Origin of the sequence: Cardinium endosymbiont cEper1 of Encarsia pergandiella (assembly GCF_000304455.1) — a bacterium.
Classification (GTDB): domain Bacteria; phylum Bacteroidota; class Bacteroidia; order Cytophagales; family Amoebophilaceae; genus Cardinium.
On record NC_018605.1, the window covers coordinates 38,988 to 62,460 of the forward strand.

General features: G+C 36.9%; 18 protein-coding genes, 1 tRNA gene and 1 pseudogene. 9 read left to right on the plus strand and 11 right to left on the minus strand.

Annotated features, from left to right (window positions below; genetic code table 11):
* Positions 1 to 32 precede the first annotated feature (32 nt).
* Together AL022_RS00170 and AL022_RS00175 are read right to left on the minus strand one after the other, a co-directional pair.
* A complete protein-coding gene (locus AL022_RS00170) occupies positions 33 to 773 on the minus strand; it encodes a hypothetical protein (protein WP_014934192.1) in 741 nt (246 codons plus the stop codon).
* On the minus strand, positions 760 to 4,533 hold the full coding sequence (locus AL022_RS00175) for a baseplate J/gp47 family protein (protein ID WP_014934193.1): 3,774 nt from the start codon (positions 4,531 to 4,533) through the stop codon (positions 760 to 762). Before AL022_RS00175 ends, AL022_RS00170 begins: the two co-directional genes overlap by 14 nt.
* Before the next feature lie 135 nt (positions 4,534 to 4,668).
* Here AL022_RS00175 and AL022_RS00180 point away from each other — a divergent pair, with 135 nt between their 5' ends.
* The 7 genes and pseudogenes from AL022_RS00180 to AL022_RS04650 all read left to right on the plus strand — a co-directional run bounded on the left by AL022_RS00180 (position 4,669) and on the right by AL022_RS04650 (position 10,799).
* Entirely contained in the window at positions 4,669 to 5,232 is a 564-nt protein-coding gene (locus AL022_RS00180) for a hypothetical protein (protein ID WP_014934194.1), read from the plus strand.
* Between the two features lie 196 nt (positions 5,233 to 5,428).
* Complete coding sequence (locus tag AL022_RS00185) at positions 5,429 to 6,874, plus strand: sodium:solute symporter family protein (RefSeq protein ID WP_014934195.1); 1,446 nt, start codon at positions 5,429 to 5,431, stop codon at positions 6,872 to 6,874.
* A gap of 149 nt (positions 6,875 to 7,023) precedes the next feature.
* Positions 7,024 to 8,115 carry a transient-receptor-potential channel family protein gene (locus AL022_RS00190; RefSeq protein ID WP_014934196.1) on the plus strand — a complete coding sequence of 364 codons (1,092 nt, stop codon included), beginning with the start codon at positions 7,024 to 7,026 and terminating at the stop codon, positions 8,113 to 8,115.
* A gap of 52 nt (positions 8,116 to 8,167) precedes the next feature.
* The gene (locus tag AL022_RS00195; RefSeq protein WP_014934197.1) at positions 8,168 to 9,256 is read left to right on the plus strand and encodes an IS481 family transposase; all 1,089 of its coding nucleotides are present in this window, start codon (positions 8,168 to 8,170) and stop codon (positions 9,254 to 9,256) included.
* Between the two features lie 37 nt (positions 9,257 to 9,293).
* A pseudogene (locus tag AL022_RS04365) lies at positions 9,294 to 9,386 on the plus strand (IS6 family transposase); the annotation flags it as partial.
* Positions 9,387 to 9,486: 100 nt separating this feature from the next.
* Positions 9,487 to 10,593 carry a tRNA (N(6)-L-threonylcarbamoyladenosine(37)-C(2))-methylthiotransferase MtaB gene (gene mtaB / locus AL022_RS00200; RefSeq protein ID WP_014934199.1) on the plus strand — a complete coding sequence of 369 codons (1,107 nt, stop codon included), beginning with the start codon at positions 9,487 to 9,489 and terminating at the stop codon, positions 10,591 to 10,593.
* Between the two features lie 71 nt (positions 10,594 to 10,664).
* Positions 10,665 to 10,799, plus strand: a complete 135-nt coding sequence (locus AL022_RS04650; protein WP_420888363.1) for a hypothetical protein — start codon at positions 10,665 to 10,667, stop codon at positions 10,797 to 10,799.
* Positions 10,800 to 10,970: 171 nt separating this feature from the next.
* Here the strand turns inward: AL022_RS04650 and AL022_RS00205 are convergent, their stop codons facing one another.
* From AL022_RS00205 to AL022_RS00215, 3 genes are read right to left on the minus strand one after another with little or no spacing between them, the layout of a single operon-like run.
* Positions 10,971 to 11,609 carry a 16S rRNA (guanine(527)-N(7))-methyltransferase RsmG gene (locus AL022_RS00205; protein WP_014934201.1) on the minus strand — a complete coding sequence of 213 codons (639 nt, stop codon included), beginning with the start codon at positions 11,607 to 11,609 and terminating at the stop codon, positions 10,971 to 10,973.
* 12 nt (positions 11,610 to 11,621) lie between these two features.
* Positions 11,622 to 12,179 carry an ATP-dependent protease subunit HslV gene (gene hslV, locus AL022_RS00210; protein WP_014934202.1) on the minus strand — a complete coding sequence of 186 codons (558 nt, stop codon included), beginning with the start codon at positions 12,177 to 12,179 and terminating at the stop codon, positions 11,622 to 11,624.
* Between the two features lie 31 nt (positions 12,180 to 12,210).
* Entirely contained in the window at positions 12,211 to 13,440 is a 1,230-nt protein-coding gene (locus AL022_RS00215; protein WP_014934203.1) for a dihydrolipoamide acetyltransferase family protein, read from the minus strand.
* Between the two features lie 201 nt (positions 13,441 to 13,641).
* Here AL022_RS00215 and tilS point away from each other — a divergent pair, with 201 nt between their 5' ends.
* Both tilS and radA read left to right on the plus strand, forming a co-directional pair.
* Entirely contained in the window at positions 13,642 to 14,970 is a 1,329-nt protein-coding gene (tilS, locus tag AL022_RS00220; RefSeq protein WP_014934204.1) for a tRNA lysidine(34) synthetase TilS, read from the plus strand.
* A 39-nt stretch (positions 14,971 to 15,009) separates the two neighbouring features.
* Positions 15,010 to 16,350, plus strand: coding sequence for a DNA repair protein RadA (gene radA, locus AL022_RS00225; protein WP_014934205.1), 1,341 nt, complete (start codon positions 15,010 to 15,012; stop codon positions 16,348 to 16,350).
* Here the strand turns inward: radA and AL022_RS00230 are convergent.
* From AL022_RS00230 to AL022_RS00255, 6 genes are all read right to left on the minus strand, one after another.
* Positions 16,348 to 16,419 (minus strand) — tRNA-Glu (locus tag AL022_RS00230). The two genes, radA and AL022_RS00230, sit on opposite strands and share 3 nt — an antisense overlap.
* 106 nt (positions 16,420 to 16,525) lie before the next feature.
* Positions 16,526 to 17,278 carry an outer membrane beta-barrel protein gene (locus tag AL022_RS00235; RefSeq protein ID WP_014934206.1) on the minus strand — a complete coding sequence of 251 codons (753 nt, stop codon included), beginning with the start codon at positions 17,276 to 17,278 and terminating at the stop codon, positions 16,526 to 16,528.
* A 179-nt stretch (positions 17,279 to 17,457) separates the two neighbouring features.
* Entirely contained in the window at positions 17,458 to 18,126 is a 669-nt protein-coding gene (gene tsaB / locus AL022_RS00240) for a tRNA (adenosine(37)-N6)-threonylcarbamoyltransferase complex dimerization subunit type 1 TsaB (RefSeq protein WP_014934207.1), read from the minus strand.
* 31 nt (positions 18,127 to 18,157) lie between these two features.
* Entirely contained in the window at positions 18,158 to 20,800 is a 2,643-nt protein-coding gene (ppdK, locus tag AL022_RS00245) for a pyruvate, phosphate dikinase (protein ID WP_014934208.1), read from the minus strand.
* Between the two features lie 178 nt (positions 20,801 to 20,978).
* On the minus strand, positions 20,979 to 22,676 hold the full coding sequence (gene metG, locus AL022_RS00250; protein ID WP_014934209.1) for a methionine--tRNA ligase: 1,698 nt from the start codon (positions 22,674 to 22,676) through the stop codon (positions 20,979 to 20,981).
* Positions 22,677 to 22,682: 6 nt separating this feature from the next.
* Positions 22,683 to 23,432, minus strand: coding sequence for an IS6 family transposase (locus AL022_RS00255; RefSeq protein ID WP_014934210.1), 750 nt, complete (start codon positions 23,430 to 23,432; stop codon positions 22,683 to 22,685).
* Between the last annotated feature and the right edge of the window lie 41 nt (positions 23,433 to 23,473).

Consider the following 23,473-nt stretch of genomic DNA (forward strand, 5'->3'; position numbering starts at 1 on the left):
GATTCTTGCATAACAGGGCTAGTAATCCAATGTTATTGGTGCACAGCTTCGTATTCTTCTTCCTCCCACCACAAATTGGTCACATAATACTTAATCATACTATCTTCTCCATAATCACGTTGGGTTTTTATTTGTAAAGTATAGTTAAAAGTATCTCCAGCCCAGCGAAACTTAATTTTATTTCTAAAACTTCCATAATAGGCTTTTACAGTACTAACCTTATTGCTGGAATCTCCAAATGTGCTGAGTGCTATAGCATGAGTCATAGCATATAAACCACGCCCTTTTTTACCAATTTTAGCAATGACTTCAAATGCATGGCATGCATTTAATGTAGGTGTAATACTATACCAGTTGCCATCTCCAGGGACTTCACCAGAAGCATATGCTCCCCTACGCCCATGCATACTGACGTTACCATTTACAGTTAATTTTTCTGATGGATTGGTGGTGCCTATACCAACATGGCCATTAGACTGGACAAGGAATCTACTCTCCCCTTCTTTATCCACAAGATTAAACCCAAAGGATGGCGTATTTTTAGGATATTGTTCAATACTCCAGGTAGGTTTAAAATCATTTAAGTTATTAAACAATGTTATCAACTTAGCGGAACTACCTTTAGGAGATAAACTCAAGCCATAATCTTGAGAAAGAATTTTATCATCTTGTTTATGGAACATGGAATCTATCAAATCTTCAAAATCACGTTGGGTAGGAATAGATCCCTTTTCAAAGCTTTTCTTTAGTTCTTCTCTACTAGTGATGGCCATGATCGGTTTTAATGTATTTTTTAGTGATTAAATAGTATTGTTCTAAGCTTGGTATAGGGCTATCTTGATCTATACATGGCGGCAACAGTTCTTCTTCTTTAGGCACTTGCCATGGACCTACTATAAAATCTTCAGCAATAGCCATATCACCTATGCTACCGTGACGCAATTTCAGAGCAGTATCAAATGTATCCACAACAGCTATTTTATGCTTTTTTGAAGAAACCATGACAGACCATGGATGGCTGGCAAATAAATGGCTATCATAGGTTGTTATCTTATCTAATTTTAAGTCTGGAGGTTTACCAGAATACTTTAATATAGAAAAATTTCCTATGCCTTCTACATAATAACGGTTATTAATGAAGTCTATAATTTTAGACGTAGGTATACTATCACCCAACTGGACATCTTCTGATGGGTTCAATAACCATGGAGAAAAAAAGTTATATAAGTCTTGGTGTAGTAAATTTAAAAATAATCCTTTTTCATAATCAGGTTTAAATTTAACCGTAAAATTAACCTTCACATCCTCATAAGTGGGATTTACTACTTCACACTTTATAAATGGAGCACTTACACTTTGAATATATGTTTTAATTTTAGCTAATAGCTGCCTACTTACCATGGGCATACCCACACTAAGCTCTGTTTTAGCCATCACTACAATAGTTATATGACCAGGATTTATCATATTATTCCTGCTTTTTGAGGTATGGTTGATACACTTTACCCTGAAAATTTCTGGAAATTTTTCAAGGATCATTCGTTCATAATCCCAGACCGATATGGCTCTATTTTTATGCCTTAACCGCTCACTAACCCGTCTATATAAGGCTTGGTGATTTTCAAACTGTCTTCCTCCAAAGGTTTGACAAGGCTGTTGGACCAATTCAATACCCTCTATAGGATTTTTAAGCTGTTGAATCGCTTTTTCGGGTAGTACTGGAGTAGAAAAAACACCATTTTTATCCATAAGTCTTGAGACAGGAACGGCTTGTATATAAACGCCTACTATAGTGGGCAGGACGCCGATGTCATTCATAAATTGTGCTTTAAACCAAGTTAATCCTGGCTTCATGCAGGTATTATTTTTATTGAGATCACTGGGCAATTTAGATAAATCAAAGATCATAATGCCAGACTTGGATAACCCATTGGTGCCGTCTACAACAATCGCTTCCTCAAAGGGCTCCCAAATATTATCATATAAGTAGAACCATTTGGGTTTTGGGGTTTCTTGATCTGAACTATTTTCACGAATAGCTATATGCATGGATAAATTTGTACCATTTAGATCTTCTATACCAAAAGCTATAAATTGCTCTGGTATCAATGGTAATAATGTAACTGGTGCGACTAACTTGCTGGGAAATAGCTTTAAATAGCCAAAAGAAGCAAGACGAAAAAAACTGTTTAGATACTTTTCTTCCTCTTCTCCAGGAGGAGAAGTCAATACAATAGACTCCTCTGCTTCATAATCTACGGTAATGGCCTTGATACGGGGTGTATAAGGCTCATTCAAAATAATAGAATCTTCTTCTTGTTTTTTCTGAACATTTTTAACGAGTACACTACTCATCAAATTGGGATAGATAGCATGACCAAAAGCTTGTTCGGGTGTATATAATTGCAATTTTAAGAAGCCGGCTGCTGTTTTAGGACCATAAACGGAAACATCTAACGGGGTATTTGTTTTAGTGATCCGTAATGCAGCTACATCAATTTCACTAATGGTCCTAAGATCATCTAACCGCTCACTACCTTTACTGGTTTTAACAACTTGAAAAAGAGATACCCGTTGCCTATTTTGAACATAAGATGGATTCCAATGCTGATGATTTAAGTAAGAAATACTGACTTTGAAGTCATCATTGTTCACTTTAATAGGATACGCATCATAATAACTCTTAAACCCTCCTTCTATCGTAGGAAGACTATCCCATTTGATATGTATTTTTAAATCAGTTAAATTTTTAGAAAAAATTTCGCCACTTCCTATATAAAAACTACTGTCTAATTTGGCTAATGGGCCGAAAGGTTCAAAAATTTGACTATTATCAATAATACCTAATTGATTCTGAAGAATTAATCCACGATATCCCTGTACACGAACCTTTAAATCTATTCTTTCCAATACCAATCCACTTAAAAGATACAAACCAGTAAGTGAGGCGCCATCACGTATGCCAATAGATAAAGTAGGAGTCCCAGGATTAACGATACCCCCTTTGTATTCGGTAGGCAACGCTTCGACTGGTGGTACTTCTGTATTGAGCAATAGTGTCATATCTAGACAACAGGTATCATGGATAAACCGTATCGTTACAAATTCTTTTGGTATATCTAACCACCCATCTTTAGTGGTAACTTGTACCCTTAACATGCTGTGAAAGATATCTGACAATTGTTTTAACAATCCTTCATTATCCATTTCTTTACTTGGATTCCTCTTGATTAATACCTGAAAAGACTCAAAGTTAAATTTCCATTTTATATAAATGGTACGAATGCCTTCAGAAAGATACAATAAAGGGGAACCAACCAATAAAGCCAAGTGTTGGTTGGTTTGCTTTTTGGCTACTTTATTATCTTTTAAGGTAGGGAATAATTGAAAGGGAAGGGTCTGCAAGAGTTCTCTATTATAAGTAGCAGCAGATAATTCAATGGTTTGATATCCTTCTTTATCAATTTTTTTAGTAGTAAATAGGGTATTAATCTCAGAAATTTTGGCTTTATTTAAGGTTATATTCCTTTTTGTTTCAAACAAAATATCTTCACCATTAACTGGATTTTTTGCAACCAAAAGGCTGCCTTCTGGTACAAAAGCAAAAGAATGGTTGGGGCTAAGCACAAAATGGACATAAGCCTGGTCCGGAATAGAAGGATTATTATTAAATTTTAATACATGCCTATAGTAGTGATCTAAGCTCTTTTGTGGAATATAATTAAGGTGGCCATCTGCATACTCTAGGAGCTGTAAAAAAGCTATCAATAGTGCCATATGCGGTTCTTTGTTCTTAGAAGAAAGGGTGTCAAAATAATCGCTAGCAGATAGCGCTTTTAAGGTATAAATGGTATTAAAAACTGCATCAAAAAAATCATCAAAGATATCAATAACTTGATCATCATTAAGCTGTCTACACCCTACTTCATCATAAAACAAATCGGATTTTAATTGCCATAAAGAAGTATTATCACACTTTTGATAAAGAAAAGTAGAAAAGTTTATAAAAGATTGAATAGAACTGGTTTTATGATACTGCTGGAGCAATCCATATATTTTAGTGATATGGGTATTGATTTCTTCATCTATAATAGTAGCTAGTTTTACTCGAACTATATCTTCATTGGATAGGTTTTTATACCAATAATCCAATAATATAATCAGCTCTTGCGCGACGGACAATATGGTTTCCATAGACTTGCCATCTGAAATGCCTCTATGCATCCGCCGTAGTGTTAAAAAATCTTCATGAATACGTTTTTTTAACGTATCAATATTGGTATGCAAAATTAGAGAACGTACAACTGTATCATCCTGCTCTAGAAACCTTCGCCAGATATTTTCATCTATTCGTTGATTGTTGTTGTCGTAGTAGGCTAATAAATCTGTATACAGATAAAGAAAGCGAAGGTGATCACTAAGTTGTCTATCACTAATCAAGAGATCGTTTTCTACTAATTGAGGAAGTAATCGTTCAGCGTGGCAGGTGCCTCTTCTGGCAAATAAAATATTAAGTTTCTTTTGAATATTCATACATTTAAACTATGATCTTTTTTCAAAAATTAAGATATTGGGTTAAAAGTAAGGGAAATGTGGAGAGAATCGCCCTGCTTTCACATTAATCTAATCTAAAAAGCACTTATAAAAAAGTAATTAAGCTGAAAATTTATGCACTTCTTATCTTATGTACTGAGCATAGTCGCTTGTATCACAACAAATCTTAAATGGAATCAGTCTATTAGCTTTTGCTACAAAGGAGAAGTGGCTGTACAAACCTTGTGCAACATGGAATCGGAAACTACCAATGAACAAGATATGCCTGCTGATTCTTTAGATGAAATACTCAAAAAGGAAACCCATTCTGGGGGTGCGATTCAAAATATATTAGGTGGTTTGGCACTTTGTTACAATGTTTTGACCAATCTTCTTTTATACCCAATTTTTTCTTTTTTATTATTGCTATTGTCGATAGGAGCTATTGTACTGGGTGTACTTTGGATCAAGAAAATAAAAAATGAAAAATCAATTTCCACAAGATGGATCCTATGTACTTGTTTGTATTTACTTTTGTATCTAGATCTATTTTTAGTCGTCCACCAGAAAAAGAAAATTCTTCTTTTAATGCTAGAATTAGAAAAAGATCTTTTTTTAATAATCGCTGGTGCATGTATAGGTTATGTAGTAGGTAAGTTCTTTTCTAGTAAGTTTTTTGAAGAAAAAGAATTGCCTTAGATCCAAAAAGATTCTATTGCATTTATTCTAAAAAATATTATTATTATTATTATTCCTTAATTGAATTTAAAAATTCAGTGATGATGCGCACTATTTTTCCAAGTAATCTATAATTCTTCACTCAGGTCATGGTTAAAGAGGATGGTAGGGCCTAAGTTTTTACACAATTTTTTCAAGATGTTTACCACTTAGCATTATGTCAGTTGATTTTTTATTGGTTTCATTCGCCATATTTTTGCTATGTACGTTGTTGGTTTCTTTGTGCACCTTGAATAGAAACAAAAAAGTTACCAACTTTGTAGCGCATGCTATTGGACATAAACAATTTTCTACATTTACTATAGTAGCTACTATAGCAGGTGTCCATTGTACTGGCCCATTACTACACTATAGTATAGTAGATGTTCCTAGTAAGGGCGTTTTCTATATAGCGTATAGAATAGGTATTACGCTTTTTCCCTTATTATTCTTAAGCTGGTTATCAGGCCGTATGCACAAGTTTATGGATAACCTATCGATGCCAGAGACAATGGCTACTGCATATGGTAGTTGTGGAAGATTGATTACTGCTCTGTTTGAGGTTGCTAATGCAGTCATTATTATTTCATTACAAATCCATGTTATATATAATACAGCTAGCCGATTGATCCCTTCAGCTAGTCCACTGGTGGTTACTATACTCATCGCTATAGTCATGGTTGTTTATGCAATGTTTGGTGGTGCGCGTGCTATTGCGTTGACAGATGTATGGCAATGCACTGTTTTTACTACACTTCTTATTGTACTAACTTGGCTAGTTTTTAAGCAAACAGGTCAACCAATTATTGAAATGATTGACTTTTTGCAAGATCAAAAACAATTCGAACTACATAATCTTATGCCCTCCGATGGTAAGGTAAAAAGCATACTGCGATACCTTTCTTTTATTTTTAGTTCGGTAAGTCCATATCTTGTCCATAATGTATATATAGCTTCTAGCCCAACTCAGGCAAGAAAAGCATTCTTATATGCGGGTATTTTTTGTACTGCTATTGTAGCATCTATGCTAGTAGTGGGTTTGTTTAGCTTTGTCCGGTTTCCCAATATACCCTCTAAAGATATTTGGGATTATTTTCTTGCCCATGCTTCTCCTCACTTAAAAGGAATGGTCTGTTTGATTATATTAGCTTGCGCTATGTCTACGGTCGATTCTAGGTTACATGTAGTGGGTATTATGTTTGCTTATGATATACCCAAAAGTATACCTTTTTTAAAAAGATTTGTTTATCCCCACCAACTTCTAGTCGCACGTCTAGCGCTGTTGCTGGTGGCAGTATTCACTTTGGTGCTCTCTTTTAATTCTTTGTCTATACTACGGAAAATCCTTGCATGGTATGGTCGTTTGTATGTACCCATACTAATGGCTCCATTTATTTTAGTTGTTTTAGATTTCCGTACTACTTTGCCTGTTGCTTTAATAGGCATGGTTACGGGCTTACTATCTGTTTTTGCTTGGCACAAATGGATATTTCCTATACTTCGTACAGATAGTAGCCAGGTGCCTTGTATGTTAATGACTAGCTTGGCTATGATCGTAGTACACTATTTAGTAAACAGACAAAAAAAGATAAGATCCTCTAAAAAAAAGCTTGGGTCGATTTAGTTTATAATTAACAAGGGAACAGGCTTCTACAAAAGAAGGAATAAATATAATATAACTTAGTTGTTTTTTTAATTGTATAGAAAATAGAATGCCCCCGTATCCAGTCTTAGGGTTTTGTATTAATTTTTAACTGTTTTAATTTTCATGATATGAAAAAAAAATATTATACCAGCTATTTCAGCGCTATCTTACCCATTGGGGTAGTTTGTTTTTTGATTCTGGCTTGTAGTAAGGTGAGGCGGGGGGAATATGCTATGGCTCATAGCCATGAGAATAAAAACTTTCATACACACCATGGTACTTCTTGGCAGACTAATACAATAATATTACCCGAAGAAAAAACATTGGCAAAACTTTTTAAAGCAGTAGAGAATAGTAATGAAAATGAAGTAAGATATATACTAGAGAAAGAGTTCAAAGGATATAGTAATATTATGGATCTTAAAAATTTTTGTTATGACAACAACCTATTTCATATAGCAGCAGGCATAAATGAAAATAAGGAAAATAAAGCACCACAAGCTATCATGGGATTACTATTGGATAAACTAAAACCTACCTTGATGGAAGAAACATATGCTCTTCATCTTCTTTTTGAATGTTGGCCAAGCCGATGCGTACTAAAACCAATTGTAGAAAAAAGTTGTTTTTGGGACATAAATACAATGTACGACTGCCTAGTAACACTACGCTATAAAGATGGTGAGCATACTGTAAACCGAAAACTAATGAATTTAGATCGTAGGTATACTAGTCTGTTTTTAAAAAAAAATTCTTGGGATAAAACACCGCTATTAGTAGCAGCAGAATCAGGAAATATAGAAATAGTAAAAACTTTGCTAAAAGCTACCGTTGAGAATTTTGGAAACCGGTTTCTTTCAAATAACCAAGACAATAATTTGGAGGCAATATTTTCGCACATGAAGAACTTAGCACCCACCAATAGTGATATAGAAAATTTGGTCGGTTTATTAGACCCTTACATTGAAAATTTCAAAAAAATAGATAAACAGATGTCAGATGCATGTAAGTCAACTACAAATGGATCCTTAAACAATTCTATTACATCTAGTAACGATAGTTATAATTCTAATGAACCTTATAATTCTATAAATGATTATAACTCTTCTATTGCATCTAGTCGAGATAGTCATAACTCTCGTGAAGATCCTCCCCAAAATTCTATCAAAAAACCAATGCAACACAACATGCAAAAAAGATCCATAATCTGTAGTAGTTGAGATATACTCTGACAATTGTTAAATTGTGATGATATAAATATCGACTATTATTATGAAGTTACATCAAAAAATAATTAAACCTAAACTAGGTTTATTAGATCTAGCCAAAACGTTGGGTAATATCTCATCAGCGTGTAAAAGCATGGGTTATAGTAGAGATAGCTATTACCGCTTTAAATCCTTGTATGAAACAGGCGGTCAAGAGGCGTTACATGAGATAAGCCGCAGGAAGCCGATCATGGCTAATAGAGTAGATCCTAGTATAGAAAAAGCAGTAGTAGATATGGCGATAGATTATCCAGCCTATGGTCAACTTAGGGTATCCAATGAGTTAAATCAGCAAGGTATACTGGTCTCTCCAGGCGGTGTCAGGTCTATCTGGTTACGTAATGATTTAAATAATATAAAAAAACGTCTTAAAGCATTAGAAGCCAAAATGGCTCAAGATGGTCTTGTTTTAACTGAATCCCAGCTAGCCGCATTAGAAAAACGTAAGAATGAACAAGAAGCATTTGGAGAAATAGATACAGAACACCCTGGTTATTTAGGCTGTCAAGATACTTATTATGTTGGTAACTTTAAAGGGATAGGTAAGGTTTATACCCAGGTATTTATAGATAGCTATTCTCGAGTAGCTAATGCAAAACTCTATACTGATAAAACAGCTTTGACAGCTGCTGATATGTTAAATGATAGAGTACTGCCTTGGTATCAAGAACAAAGCATACCCCTCTTGCGCATTCTAACAGATCGTGGCACTGAGTATAAAGGCAAAATAGAGCATCATGCCTTTGAGTTGTTTTTAAGCATAGAAGGTATAGAGCATACGGTTACTAAAGCCTATTCACCGCAAACCAATGGATTTTGTGAGCGTTTTAATAAAACTATGAAACAGGAATTTTTTGATACAGCCATGCGTAAAAAAATCTATAGCAATCTAGATGATTTGCAAGAAGATTTAGATTACTGGTTGCATCACTACAATCATGAGCGACCTCATTCTGGAAAATATTGTTACGGAAAAACTCCGATGCAAACTTGGCAGGATAGTAAAAAATTAGTACTTGAAAAAAATAATCAAATCGCGTATCTTAAAAGAATACCTGACAACCTAAACTTAACTGACAGCTATATACTATAATTTTTTATTGCCTGTTAGATTAAATCCTGACTACTACAAAAATATTAGAATCATTCAAAAAGGACAACTAATCGAATCTAAAAAACAAGCATCTACTTTTGAGAACTTTGCTAAACTTATGGCCGCATAATATCCAAAATTCAAGACAAGGGAGAGGGCTATACAAAATTAATTACAGGTGCGACAGAACCAATTATTTAGATGCATAATTGCAAAACTTTAGAAATAGAATGAAAAAAGTTTCCTTTCATACATTAGCCTGCAAATTAAATTTTTCTGAGACTTCGGAAATTGGTCGATTGTTTACAGAAAAAGGATTTGTTACGGTAACACTAGCACAACGTCCGCATGTCTTTGTACTAAACACCTGCTCTGTAACAGAAAATGCAGATCATAAATGTGCAAAAATTGTTAAAGAAGCGCTAAAAATGGCACCGAAAGCCTTTGTAATTGTAATAGGTTGCTATGCACAACTCAAACCAGAAGAGATTGCGGCCATACCAGGTGTAGACGCCGTATTTGGGACACATGAAAAATTTAAATTGCTGCATTGGATTACTGACTGGCATAAAAAACGATCGGATGAATGGGGTACGATACAAGTTACCTCCATTAAAGAAAAACTAGCCTTTTCTCCTGCATACTCTCTAGGAGATCGCACAAGAACCTTCCTTAAAGTACAAGATGGTTGTAGCTATCGCTGTTCTTTTTGCACCATCCCACTTGCTAGAGGCGCAAGCAGAAGTGCTACCATTGCAGAAGTAGTCACCCAAGTCCAAACCATTGTTCGCAACAATGTGAAAGAAATTGTACTGACAGGGGTAAATTTAGGAGATTTTGGCATCATTGATCAGCAACGACAAACCAATTTTTTTGAACTAATTCAAGCCTTAGATGAAATAGACGGGATAAAACGTTTTCGCATTTCCTCTATTGAACCCAATTTACTTGGTAAAGAAATTATAGATTTTGTTACTGCATCCAAACGCTTTGTGCCACACTTCCACATACCTCTACAATCTGGTAGTGACAAGATTTTAAAATTAATGCAGCGTCGATATACAACTGCTCTCTACCAAGAACGTGTAACCTATCTAAAAGAAAAAATGGCTTCTTGCTGCATAGGCATAGATGTACTGGTTGGATTTCCAGGTGAAACAGAAGAAGATTTTTTAGAAACCTATCATTTTTTAAATGAATTGCCGATTGCATATATACATGTTTTCCCTTACTCAGAAAGAGCCCATACAAAAGCGGCCCATATGGATCAGGTAGTACCTCAAAAAGAGCGTGTAAAACGGGCTAGAATGTTGCGCATCCTATCAGAAAAAAACTAAGACATTTTTATAGCCAACATTTGGGTGATACAGCTACTGTTTTATTCGAATATGGAGCAGATAATAGCGTTATGGAAGGTTTTACAGAAAATTACATTCGTGTACAGCTGCCCCATCAACCGGCATTAGCCAATAAGCTCTGTAAAGTGTTACTCAAAGAAATAAATTCGGAGGGAATGGTTATTCCAGAATTATTAAAAAGCTAATTTAGGCAATTTGCGCGCTGAAAATTAATCAGAAAATCATAGGCGCACACCATAAAATGGTTTGATAAAGATTACGCCATTCCAACCAGAAAGAAAAAAGTGCGTTTCCTGCTTTTTGAGATCTAATGTTGCCAAACGGTTCAATGATGGATACACCGCAAAAACATATATTTATGTAGTATAAACATGGGCCAAATACTTTTCCCTAAAAAAGGGCTCGATAAAAAAGCGCTGAACCGGATATACATCCATAGATATGGGTAAATGGTCGGATGATGGGCCTTTTAGGTATAGTATGCCATTATATAAGCTATTCTTATTTTCCTTAGCTATTTTGTCTTTTACCCAATGATAGAATAAAGCTAGATGGGCAACCCCCCTTCCGATTACAAAATCATAGGTACTCTTTAAGTCCTCCCCTCTTGCCCAATCCACGCTAATATTTTTCAACCCAAGGGTTGTGGCGATTGCTTGTACAGCTTTTATCTTTTTTGCGGTCGCATCGACTAAATGAAAATTTACCTCTGGAAACATAATGGCTAGCGGAATACCAGGGAAACCTCCCCCTGTACCAAAATCTAAAATCTTAGTATGGGCACGAAAAGTAATTACCTTAGCAATGGCTAATCCATGCAAAACATGGTGCAAATAAAGATGGACTATATCCTTACGAGATATAAGATTGATCTTTCTATTCCAATGGTCATAGATATCCCTTAAACGATTAAAAAGTGCTATTTGGTTGGGTGCCAATTTAGGAAAATAATGCGATACAATAGAAGCTGTATGGAATTTTTTTTGTACATCCATTCTTGTATAAACTTATACTGTTAAACGTTCATCTTCAATCGATTCAAATACAAAATTATGGTTGGTATAGATACAAATATCCGCTGTTATGGTTAAGCTTTCTCGTACCATTTCCATGGCGGTTAAATGAGGTGCATGTTTCATCAAAGCCATGGCAGCAGATTGTGCATACATACTACCTGATCCAATAGCTGCTAAGGGATAATCTGGTTCTAACACATCACCTGTACCCGTAACCATTAGTAATCCTTCTCGATTGGCCACTACTAACATAGCTTCTAACCGTTTTAGCATACGATCTGTACGCCAATCCTTGGCCAACTCAATAGCCGATCGCTTCATATTACCGTGATAGCTTTGGAGCTTTTCTTCAAAACGTTCTAATAAGGTAAAAGCATCAGCAGTAGAACCGGCAAAACCAGCTAAAACCTTGCCTTCAAAAAGCTTTCTTACCTTTTTAACATTGCTTTTAGCAACGGTATGGCCAAATGTAGCTTGGCCATCTGCACCAATAACTACTGCTCCATTGTGGATCATGGCTAAAACAGTAGTCGATTTAAGTTGGATCATATGATTATTATGGGGTAAATAGATAGGTTTTTTATAGTAAGAGACTCAATGGCTGTTCCAACAACGTTTTCAAAGTAGCTAAAAACAATGCCCCTGCATGGCCATCTACGACGCGATGGTCACAAGACAATGTAAGCTGTAACATATGTGCAGGCACAACCTGATTATCTTTAAAAATAGGTATTTGTTGCATGGCACCAATTGCCAAAATACAAGCCGCTGGCGGGTTAATGATAGCCGAAAAAGATGTAATACCGAACATACCTAAATTTGAAATAGTAAAAGTAGCACCTGTATAATCTTTAGGCGTCAATGTTTTTTGTTGTGCCTGTTTAGATAAAATTTTTACGGTTTTACTAATTTGTACCAATGGCTTTTGATCTGCAAAACGCACTACAGGAACCATTAAACCATCTTCAACCGCTACTGCTACACCTATATGCACATACTGGTAGCTTCTAATCTTATCAGTCAACCATGCAGCATTGACTTTTGGATGTTGGATAAGCGCTAAGGCAGTAGCTTTAATAATCAGGTCATTAATAGAAATTTTTGTTGATGCGTATTGATTCAGCTCCGCACGGATCTCAACTAGTTTATTCATATTTATGTCAACCGTTAAGTAAAAATGAGGAATATTCATTTTACTCTCTGTGAGCACTTCTGCTATTTTTTGACGCATAGCAGAAATGGGAAAATCTTGATAAGCTGTTCTAGTAGATTGCTCACTTATCGAAAATTGGTCCAGTCTATTGGGTACAAAATGGATGACATCTTTCTTTATAATCCGCCCTGCCTCACCAGATCCCTGAATTTGTGAGAGATCATATCCCTTTTCTTTTGCTATTTTTTTGGCCAAAGGGGAAGCAATAGATCGCTCTAAAGGCAAATGTGACTGCATATGGGCAGTAGGCACTACCGGTTGGTCATCTACAATTGGAAGTGGTAAATCTATACGCGTATCAGCAGGTCTATCCCCATCTATAGCAACAGTAGAGGCCAATAGTGTGTTAATATCCTCTTCAGGATCTCCTATAATGGCAATTATATCATTAATCCTTGCAGCTGCCCTTTCTGCTACGCCTACATACAGCAATGTACCATCTTCATAGGACTCCAACTCCATAGTAGCTTTATCTGTATCTACCTCAGCCAATATATCACCAGCTACCACCTTATCCCCTACTTGCTTAATCCAACGGCTTACGATACCATACTCCATAGTATCACTCATTTTAGGCATCCTAATGCACTCTGCCATATGCTTTAAATAACAAATTAAAATAATCTAAACTACCTAGCCTAGCTAGCGTATGGTAGGTGATGGGATCTACATTCCCTAACTTTAGAATAAATTTACATAATAATTTGGCAACTATACTGCTTCATCTATGCTTCCTTTTATTTAAAGGAAGCATATGCATCGTTTGGTACCTATGGGCAGCGTTTCAATTTTCAAACTATGTTTACTTCTTTTTTACAGTTTCTAGCGGACAAAAAGTTAATCGTAGATAGCCATCAAACCACTCTTTTAGCAGTAAGTGGTGGGGTAGATTCTGTGGTACTCTGCCACCTTTTTAAAAAGGCCTGCTTACCTTTTGCTATAGCCCATTGTAATTTCAATTTACGCGGCGCAGAAGCAGATGGGGAAACCGCATTTGTACAAGCATTAGCCGCATCTTATGAAGTCCCTTTTTATACCACCCAATTTGACACAAAAACCTTCGCACACAACAATAAAGTTTCTATACAAATGGCTGCTAGAAGCTTACGTTACGAATTCTTTGATAAGCTACTAGAACAATATGGATGGGATAAAATAGCTACAGCACATCATTGGGATGATGTGATGGAAACCATACTACTTAACTTTATTAAAGGCACAGGTATTAAAGGATTCTATGGCATTCAGCCGATGCACCATCAGGTCATACGTCCGCTACTTTTTGCTAGAAAAAAGGAAATCATACATTATGCAGCAGAACAAAAGTTGCATTGGGAAGAAGATAGTTCCAATCAATGCAACCATTACCAAAGGAATTTTATTCGAAATAAAGTAATCCCCCTTTTACATCAAGTCAATCCAAACCTTGCCTCAACCATGCAAACAACAGCTATACAATTGAAAGATATAGGCAACCTGTTTGACAATCATATGGATCAGATAAAAAAAAAGGTAAGCTCTTTTAAAGAAGGGATCCACTACTTATCCATACACCCCATCATCGATCAGCCATGGGCTACTACGGTAACATTTGAACTATTGCGCCCTTATGGCTTTAGCTTTAAACAAATCAAACAGCTACTCAAAACCACTAGGACCAGTGGAAAAATGATCCATTCAACAGAACATACGCTATATATAGATAGAAAAAATTGGTTGGTAAGCAAAAAAAAAAGAGAACCATTTCCGGAACAGGTAATTGCAGATACGACACGATCGATTCCATACAGGAATCACCTTTTATACTTTCATTGTTACAAGAATGCCAACTATATACTAAAAAAAACAACTATGATCGCAGCACTGGACTACGATAAGTTGCAGTTTCCGCTGATCATACGTCCATGGCAACTTGGAGATTTTTTCTATCCCCTTGGTATGAAAGGACGTAAAAAGATCAGCGATTTATTAATTGATCTTAAAATACCAATTGCTATCAAAGAAAGGGTATGCGTCATCACAAGTAATGATCAAATTGTATGGGTAATAGGCCATAGAATAGACGAACGCTTTAAGGTAAATGAAACCACAGAAATGGTATATGAAATAACATGGACTAAACCATAAAATTGTTTCTATATTATTGGGCAGCTAAACAAAATTTATATGACATTTTTTTGTACAAACTGTGGGCTAGAATATGTTAAATGGCAAGGAAAATGCGATGGATGTAAAGAATGGAATAGGGTCACCCAATTTAGTACAAGCGGTAATACCAAACGTGGTATCATAGTAACCCAAAGATCTGCCAACCATCCCAAAAGATTAGAGGAGATTCAACCGACTACTAGTAAACGTCTGCTATCTGAAGACGCAGAGTTCAATAGGGTACTGGGTGGAGGAATTGTTCCAGGATCATTGGTACTGTTAGGCGGCGAGCCTGGTATTGGTAAATCAACTCTTTTGCTTCAAATGGCCTTAGAATTAAAAGCCATTAAAGTATTATATGTATCTGGAGAAGAAACAGAAAATCAAATTAAAATACGTGCTTCTCGTCTTGGATTGTCTTCACCAAACTGCTTTCTGCTACAGGAGTCTGCTTTAGTACAGATACTCAAACATGCAAATGATTTGGAACCAACTTTATTGGTTATAGATTCTATTCAAACCTTATATGATGAAGAAGAGGAAGGATCGGTAGGGAGTATCAATCAGATTAAGGCTTGTACCACACGACTGCTGCAGTATGCCAAAAGTACAGATGTAGCCCTATTTTTAATAGGGCATATCAATAAAGATGGGGGATTAGCAGGTCCTAAATTATTGGAACATATGGTAGATACAGTGCTCCAGTTTGAAGGAGATAAGTCATGCTTATATCGAATGGTACGGACCATAAAGAATCGATTTGGTCCTACATCAGAATTAGGGATATATGAAATGAAAGTAACTGGACTACATGGTGTTAACAATCCCTCCTCTATGCTACTTTCTCAACAGGACTATCCTGGTATAGCTATCGGCGCTTGTTTAGAAGGCACTAGGCCATTGATGCTCGAAAGTCAGTCATTGGTAACAGCAACCAGATATGGAAATCCTCAACGGAACGCTACAGGCTATGACCCCAGGCGGTTGAACATGTTGCTAGCTGTATTGGAAAAGCGGACTGGTTTGCGGCTACATGACCGTGATGTATTTTTAAATATTACAGGGGGGCTTAGGGTAGATGATACTGCATTAGATTTGGCCATCTGTATGGCAGTTGTAAGCTCCTTAAAGGATAAGGTTATCTGCAATAGCAAATGTTTTATAGCAGAAGTTGGACTAGGCGGTGAGCTAAGAGGGGTACAAAGAATAGAGCACAGAATAGCAGAAGCGGAAAAATTGGGGTTTAAAGAGGCCTTTGTAGCTACACAACATCAGCAGCTGTCTATATCTTCTAATATAGAAATTAATTTTATTAAAAATTTAAAAGATTTAATAAGCAGCATATGCGTGAAAGCGTAGCCCGTAGGGGAATCGAACCCCTGTTTCCAGGATGAAAACCTGACGTCCTAACCCCTAGACGAACGGGCCTTTATTTAATAGGAGCCAGCTGATGCATACACCAGCTGGCTCCTATTAAATAAAGGTAAAATAAAAGAATAAGCCCAAAAAGGCTTACTGCTTTATTTCTAGCCTACTACGTCAGTAAAGACATAAAATTAAAACCTACACCAAGTGTAAGATGCTGTGTAGGGAATTTCGTTAATGTAGCATTCTGAAATATAGATTGTGATTTACCTGTTTGCAATTTAAGGTTTTCCTTAGGTCCAAATCCATATGCATACTTAGCATCAATAGTAAGACCAAATGGGAATTCGTATACAGCGCCAGCGTGGAATGCTCCTCTATAAATCGGAAGCTCTTTTTTCTGATCCTCTGTAAGAGTTATTTCATTACCATTTTCTGTACAAGTTGTTGTAAATGGAACATAGCTCGTAATACCTACATTAATTTTTAAAATACCTGATTCCTCTTCACGACCCAATGGATAGAATTGTAGATGGAGCGGAATAGCCACACCATGGCTAGCCATGCCAATAGAAGAAGGTTCTTTCGAATTAGTGGTATTGGACTCATGGGTATTATCATTGCCATTCGTGGACTTGTCTTCTGTTAAGGTTCCTCCTAGCTTCATATAGCCAGCTTCTAGCCCCATACCTATATAATCGTTAAATGCATATTCAACATAGAGACCACCGTGAGCAAAAAGGGTATCAAAAAACTTACCACTTGCTTTGTTTCCATTAATCTTAGTATCATCAGACGCCGTGGCAAAGGATAGACTTGGGCCAATTTTAGCACCCCAACTAAATGGATTTACTTCTGCCTTAGCATTAAATGCAGCACAAGCCAAAAGGCCTGCTATTAAAGTTTTTTTTATGTTTTTCATATTAATGTTAAAATTTGTGTGTAAAGAACTTTTTATTATTATTGATTCATTTATACATGAACTTTACTGCTCAGCAGTAATTTAACGCTATTATAAGCTAATCTGGTTTTACTAATGACTTAATAGAAGCAATATTAAGGCTAATCCAAAAAAAAACCAAATAAATATCCTAAATTCTTTTATTTTTCCTGAAACTGGCTTAAATAACAAGGCGTATAATGGGCAACATCTACCCAAAGCTGTTGTTGAAACTTAGCAAAAGCCAAGTAGCCTATTTGTATAGCAGAAGGAACTACTTGTGCTATACAACGGATGTTTTTATTTTCTGCAAGGAATGTTTTGCATTTCAATGCACCGTCTCCAAAAAAAAGTAAAGGTTGGTTGGGAAGTCCATCTCGGTATACTTTACTATCCAATAGCGCTACATGGGGAGGAGATTTGATTTGGCCAACTTGGTCCGCTATAAGGGTATAAATAGCCGTTCGCCTCGCGTCAATGGCGGGACATAGTAAGGTACCCCGATCAACAAATGGACGCATGCCATAGACCATAGCTTCCAGCGTACAAACCGAAATAAGTGGCACATCTAATCCGTAACAAAGACCTTTTCCCACTGCCGTACCAATCCGTAACCCAGTATAGGAACCAGGACCAGCAGACACAGCTATGGCCTCCAATGATTTTGTATCACAGTTGCTATTGTTTAATAAAGCTTCTACAATTGGCATTAAGTATTCGGAATGCGAACGATCCATGCAAAGTGCAGTATGGGCTATAAGTGTACCACTATGATGTAACGCAACAGAACAGACAGTTGTGGCAGTTTCAATGCTTAAAATAGGGGACATATAGCCGTATATTTTGCTAAGGACAACAGGTTTAGAGCAAATTTGCCTTTGCAGCAGCTAACTTTGCAATAGGTACTCTATAGGGAGAAGTAGATACATAGTCTAAACCTATCGACTCAAAAAACTGGATAGAAGCTGGGTCACCCCCATGTTCACCACAAATGCCTACTTTTAATCTTGGATTTGTCGACCTACCGTTCGTTACAGCCATTTGAATCAATGCGCCAACGCCTTCTTGATCAATCGTAACAAAAGGGTCTGCTTGCAACAGCCCCTTTTGTTGATAATCCTCTAGAAACTTTACGCCATCATCCCGTGAAATACCAAATGTAGTTTGGGTTAAATCATTCGTGCCCACACTAAAAAAATCCACTAATGGTGCAATAGTTGCCGCTTGTAAGGCTGCTCTTGGTAATTCTATCATTACGCCAAGTTTATATAGAATATGCGGTGCTATTTTTTGATGTACTTCTTCTATGACATTTTTAAGAAAAATTACTTCTTTGGCATCAAAAACAAGGGGTAACATAATCTCTAATGCAACGTTTTCTACTTCTAATGCCGCCTGAAACAAGGCTTGAAGCTGCATCACATAAATTTCTGGAAAGGTTATGGCCAACCTAGCACCACGATGGCCTAACATTGGATTTACTTCAGAAAGCAGCTCTATACGCTTTTCTACTTCAGAAAGGGGATAGTCTATTTGCAAGGCTAAGTCAGCCAGATCTTTTGGATGGCTAGGTAAAAACTCATGTAAAGGTGGATCTAATAATCTTATGGTAATGGGTAAGCCATCTAGGATTTGAAAAAGCGCCTTAAAATCTCTTTTTTGCATGGGCATCAATTTTGTTAGAAAGTCGATACGGGATGTTTTAGAAGGGGTTAAGATCATTTTTCTAAATAGGCACATCTTATCTGGATGAAAGAACATATGTTCTGTTCTACAAAGACCTATGCCTGCCATACCAAAAGATCGTCCTACGGCTCCATCTTGAACAGTTTCTGCATTGGCCCTTACCTCCATTCTTTTGAGCTTATCTACCAGCTGCATAAGGGTTATAAACTCAGGGAAAGGCTTCTGTCTAATAGTGGCTACTTTACCTTTTATCACTTGCCCGGTGGTACCATTAATGGTCAACCAACTACCCACTGGGATTTTTGTCTGGCCAATAAGCAGCCATTTATTTTGGCGATCTATGGTAATATCATGTGCACCGCATACACAAGGTTTGCCCATACCTCTGGCTACTACAGCAGCATGTGCGGTCATACCCCCTTTGGTGGTTAAAATGCCTGCCGCCATGGCCATACTACCTATATCATCAGGTGTAGTTTCTGACCTAACCAATAAGACACTTTCTGTTTTTGAAATGGCTGCTACTTCTTCTGGTGAAAAGACAATTACGCCAGAGGCAACACCTGGTGCAGCAGGAAGCCCTTGGGTTAATACTTCTATAGTTTGGCTCTCATCTAATGTAGGATGCAACAGCCGCTCTATGTGGTTACAATCTATCCTTTTCAATACTTCTTTTGCATCAATCTTACCTTCTTGCATCATATCAATGGCTATTTTAACAGCAGCTTTAGCACTACGCTTGCCATTTCTAGTCTGCAACAGCCATAGCTTACCTTGTTCAACGGTATATTCAATATCTTGCATCTCCCTAAAATGGTTTTCTAACTCAATCGCTAAGTTGCTGAGCTGACTAAAAATTAGGGGATATTTTTCTTCCAATGCATGGTCGGCTTCTTGAATGGACGGTATGCCTTGTTTAGTGATGGGCCAAGGGGTCGTTAGACCCGAAACCAACTCTTCGCCTTGGGCATTTATTAAATATTCACCAAATAAACTTCGTTCTCCTGTAGATGGATTTCTAGTAAATAAGACACCTGTTAGACTATCTGTACCCCTATTGCCAAATACCATAGCCTGAATGGTAACCGCTGTACCATCTTGATCATCTATATGATTTAACTTTCTATAAGTGACTGCTCTTGCGCCATTCCAAGATGCAAAAATGGCAGCTATAGTCTTTCTAAGCTGTTCAAAGACATCTTGTGGATAAGTAGTACCTGTATGGGTCCAAATTATTTTTTTATAGCTATCAATAACTGTATGCAACGCGTTAAGACTTAATCCTTCCTGATGACGCGGATTGTCTTGTTGTTTTATGCCATCTATTACGGCTGTAAATAGATGGTAGGGCATCCCCATAATGATATGTCCATACATTTCTATAAAACGGCGATAGCTATCATAGGCAAATCTAAAATCTTGGGTAGCATGACCTAATAATTCCACCGTTTCATCGTTTAGACCAAGGTTAAGCAATGTATCCATCATACCTGGCATAGAGATTTTAGCGCCAGAACGTAGCGCCAACAACAATGGAAAAGGACCGCCTCCAAAATGCTTGCCTGTTTCTTTTTCAAGTAGTTGGATCTCAGCTACCACTTGATCCCAAATGGGTTGGGAAATCGTTTGCCCCTTTGCATAATAGTCGCTACAACCATCGGTTATGATGGTAAAACCTGGTGGAATCGGAAAGCCTAAAGAGGACATCTGTGCCAAGCCATACCCTTTATTGCCCAATATAGATGGATGACCATAAGAATAATCTGTATCGTAACCAAAACGGTATACCCATTGTTCAATTTGCTTTTTATGCAACATGCTATATTAGTATTTTATAGATAAATTAGATTGCTATGTACTTCCTTATATAATCGCAGCCTAGCATGCTGTATAAGGCCGGCCTCTATTGATTTTAGACCATACATCCCCAGACTATTACATAAGCTTAAACAGCTGCTTTATTTTAAACAAATAGCTTGCTAAATCAATTATTTATTTACCCGACTGGGTCAGTAGATCTATTGTGTAATTTTCTTCGTTGTGCTTCAATGACCGCATCCTCAATTTTTTCAAATAACAATACAGGCGATGCTACTGGACTTCCTGATTTGACAAGATGGGCTACATCGACATCGTCCCACCCTGTTTCTTGTACCCCCAGCATATGCGCAATTTTTTCACTGGTTTTAGGTAAAAAAGGTTTGATCAACAGGCTTAGGGTAGCAATAAGCTGCAAGGCGACATACAATACAGTAGCCGCTTCCTCTGTATTAGACTTTACCAAATGCCACGGTCTCCTATCCGTTAGATATTTATTACCTAATGTAGCATAACCCATGCATAATTGGAGTGCTTCTTTAAACTTAAACTGCTCTATAGCCTTACCTACTGCTGTAAAAGAAGCCGTTAACGTAGCCAATACAGCGTGATCTGCCTCATTAAGGGCAATGCTAGGTGGCACCAATCCGCCAAAATATTGGTGTACCAGGCTTAAGGTTCTATGTACCAAATTACCGAGGTTGGCCACCAGTTCACGATTGTTTTTATCTTGGAAATCCTGCCAAGTAAAGTCGCTATCTTTGTTTTCTGGTGCAATGGAACAAAGTACATAACGCAATACATCTGCTTTACCGGGGAAATCTTCCAAATAATCATGCAGCCAAACTGCATGGTTGCGGGAAGTAGAAAATTTTTCTCCCTCTAGATTTAAAAATTCATTAGCTGCCACCTGTTGCGGCAAAATAAACCGGCCATGGGTTTTGAGCATAACAGGAAAAATAATACAATGAAATACAATATTATCCTTTCCAAGGAAATGAACCAGCTTCGTATCCGGATCTTTCCAAAAAGGCTCCCAATCGATCTGTTGTGCTTTAGCCCAAGTTTTGGTTGCGCTAATATACCCAATCGGTGCATCGAACCAAACATACAGTACCTTTCCTATGGCTTCGGGAAGTGGAACAGGGATGCCCCAAACTAAATCACGGGTGACGGCACGGGGTTGTAACCCTTGGTCTAGCCAGCTTTTACATTGACCATATACATTGGTTTTAAAATCTTTATGTTCTTCTAAAATCCATTTCTTAAGCCAACTTTCATACCTATGTAGGGGTAGATACCAATGTTTGGTTGATTTTAAAATAGGATTTGCACCACTAATAGCAGAAATAGGATCCACCAACTCTTCTGGACTAAGTGTGCTGCCACATGCTTCACATTGATCTCCATAGGCATTTGCATAATTGCATTTGGGACAACTACCTTTGATATAGCGGTCAGATAGAAATTGCTTACAAACAGGATCATAATATTGTTCCGTTTCATGTATTTCAAATATTCCTTTTTGGTGCAATTCTTTAAAAAAATCAGATGCTGTTGTATAATGGATAGGTGCAGAAGTTCTTCCAAAGACATCAAAGCTAATATGCAGTCCTTGCAATGCTTCCTTAATGAGTATATGGTATTTATCCACTATCTTTTGGGGGGTAGTCCCTTCTTGCTGACCACGAATTACTACAGGCACTCCATGTTCATCAGAACCAGTAACAAATACTACCGTAGCTTTTTTTTGCCTTAAATAACGCACGTAAATATCAGCAGGAAGATAGGCACCTGCCACATGGCCTAAGTGGATGGGCCCGTTTGCATAAGGCAATGCAGCGGTAACCGTATATCTTTTTGGGTTCTGTCGCATCTGTATTTAATTTTGTATAGTTCTGTCTCTTGTCTTCAAATTTGGATATGATGCGGCCATAAGTTTAGCAAAGTTCTCAAAAGTAGATGCTTGTTTTTTAGATCCGATTAATTGTCCTTTTTGAATGATTCTAATATTTTCTATTCCTGTAATGGTAATGTTAGCAGCATGAAAAATCTTAAATCCTAACATAGGTTTGATCCGTTTTTTAATGAATCTATGATCTTGTTCAACTCTATTATTCAAGTATTTATTTTGAAATATTTGAATCTTCTGATCTTGATCTATTGCTGTATTTAATGCATCAAGTGCAGATTTATTACTACCGCTTTTGTCAACTACCACTTTGTATGGAGTGTTATTATATCTGATAGCCTTACGAAAAAAAGAAATAGCTGCAGACTTGTCTCTACGTTCACTTAGAAGACAATCAACTGTATCTCCATAACGATCTACTGCTCTATATAAATAAATCCACTTACCATTTAGTTTGACGTAAGTTTCATCCATTCTCCAGCTACTACCAACTGGGCGTTTTCTTTTTCTTACTTCTTGATCTATGAGTGGAATGAACTTAATGACCCACCTTTGTAAAGTAGAATGAGCAATCTTTGCGCCTCTCATACGCATCATCTCTTCCAAGTATCTATAGCTTAAAGAAAAACGACATTTCATATACACAAATAGAAGGATTAACTCTGGTGATGAACAAAATCCTTTAAAATAGGGCAATAATCTCAGGGTAATACTAAACATTTTAGTCAATTTTTAACTAAAATTACTAAAATAACCGCTCC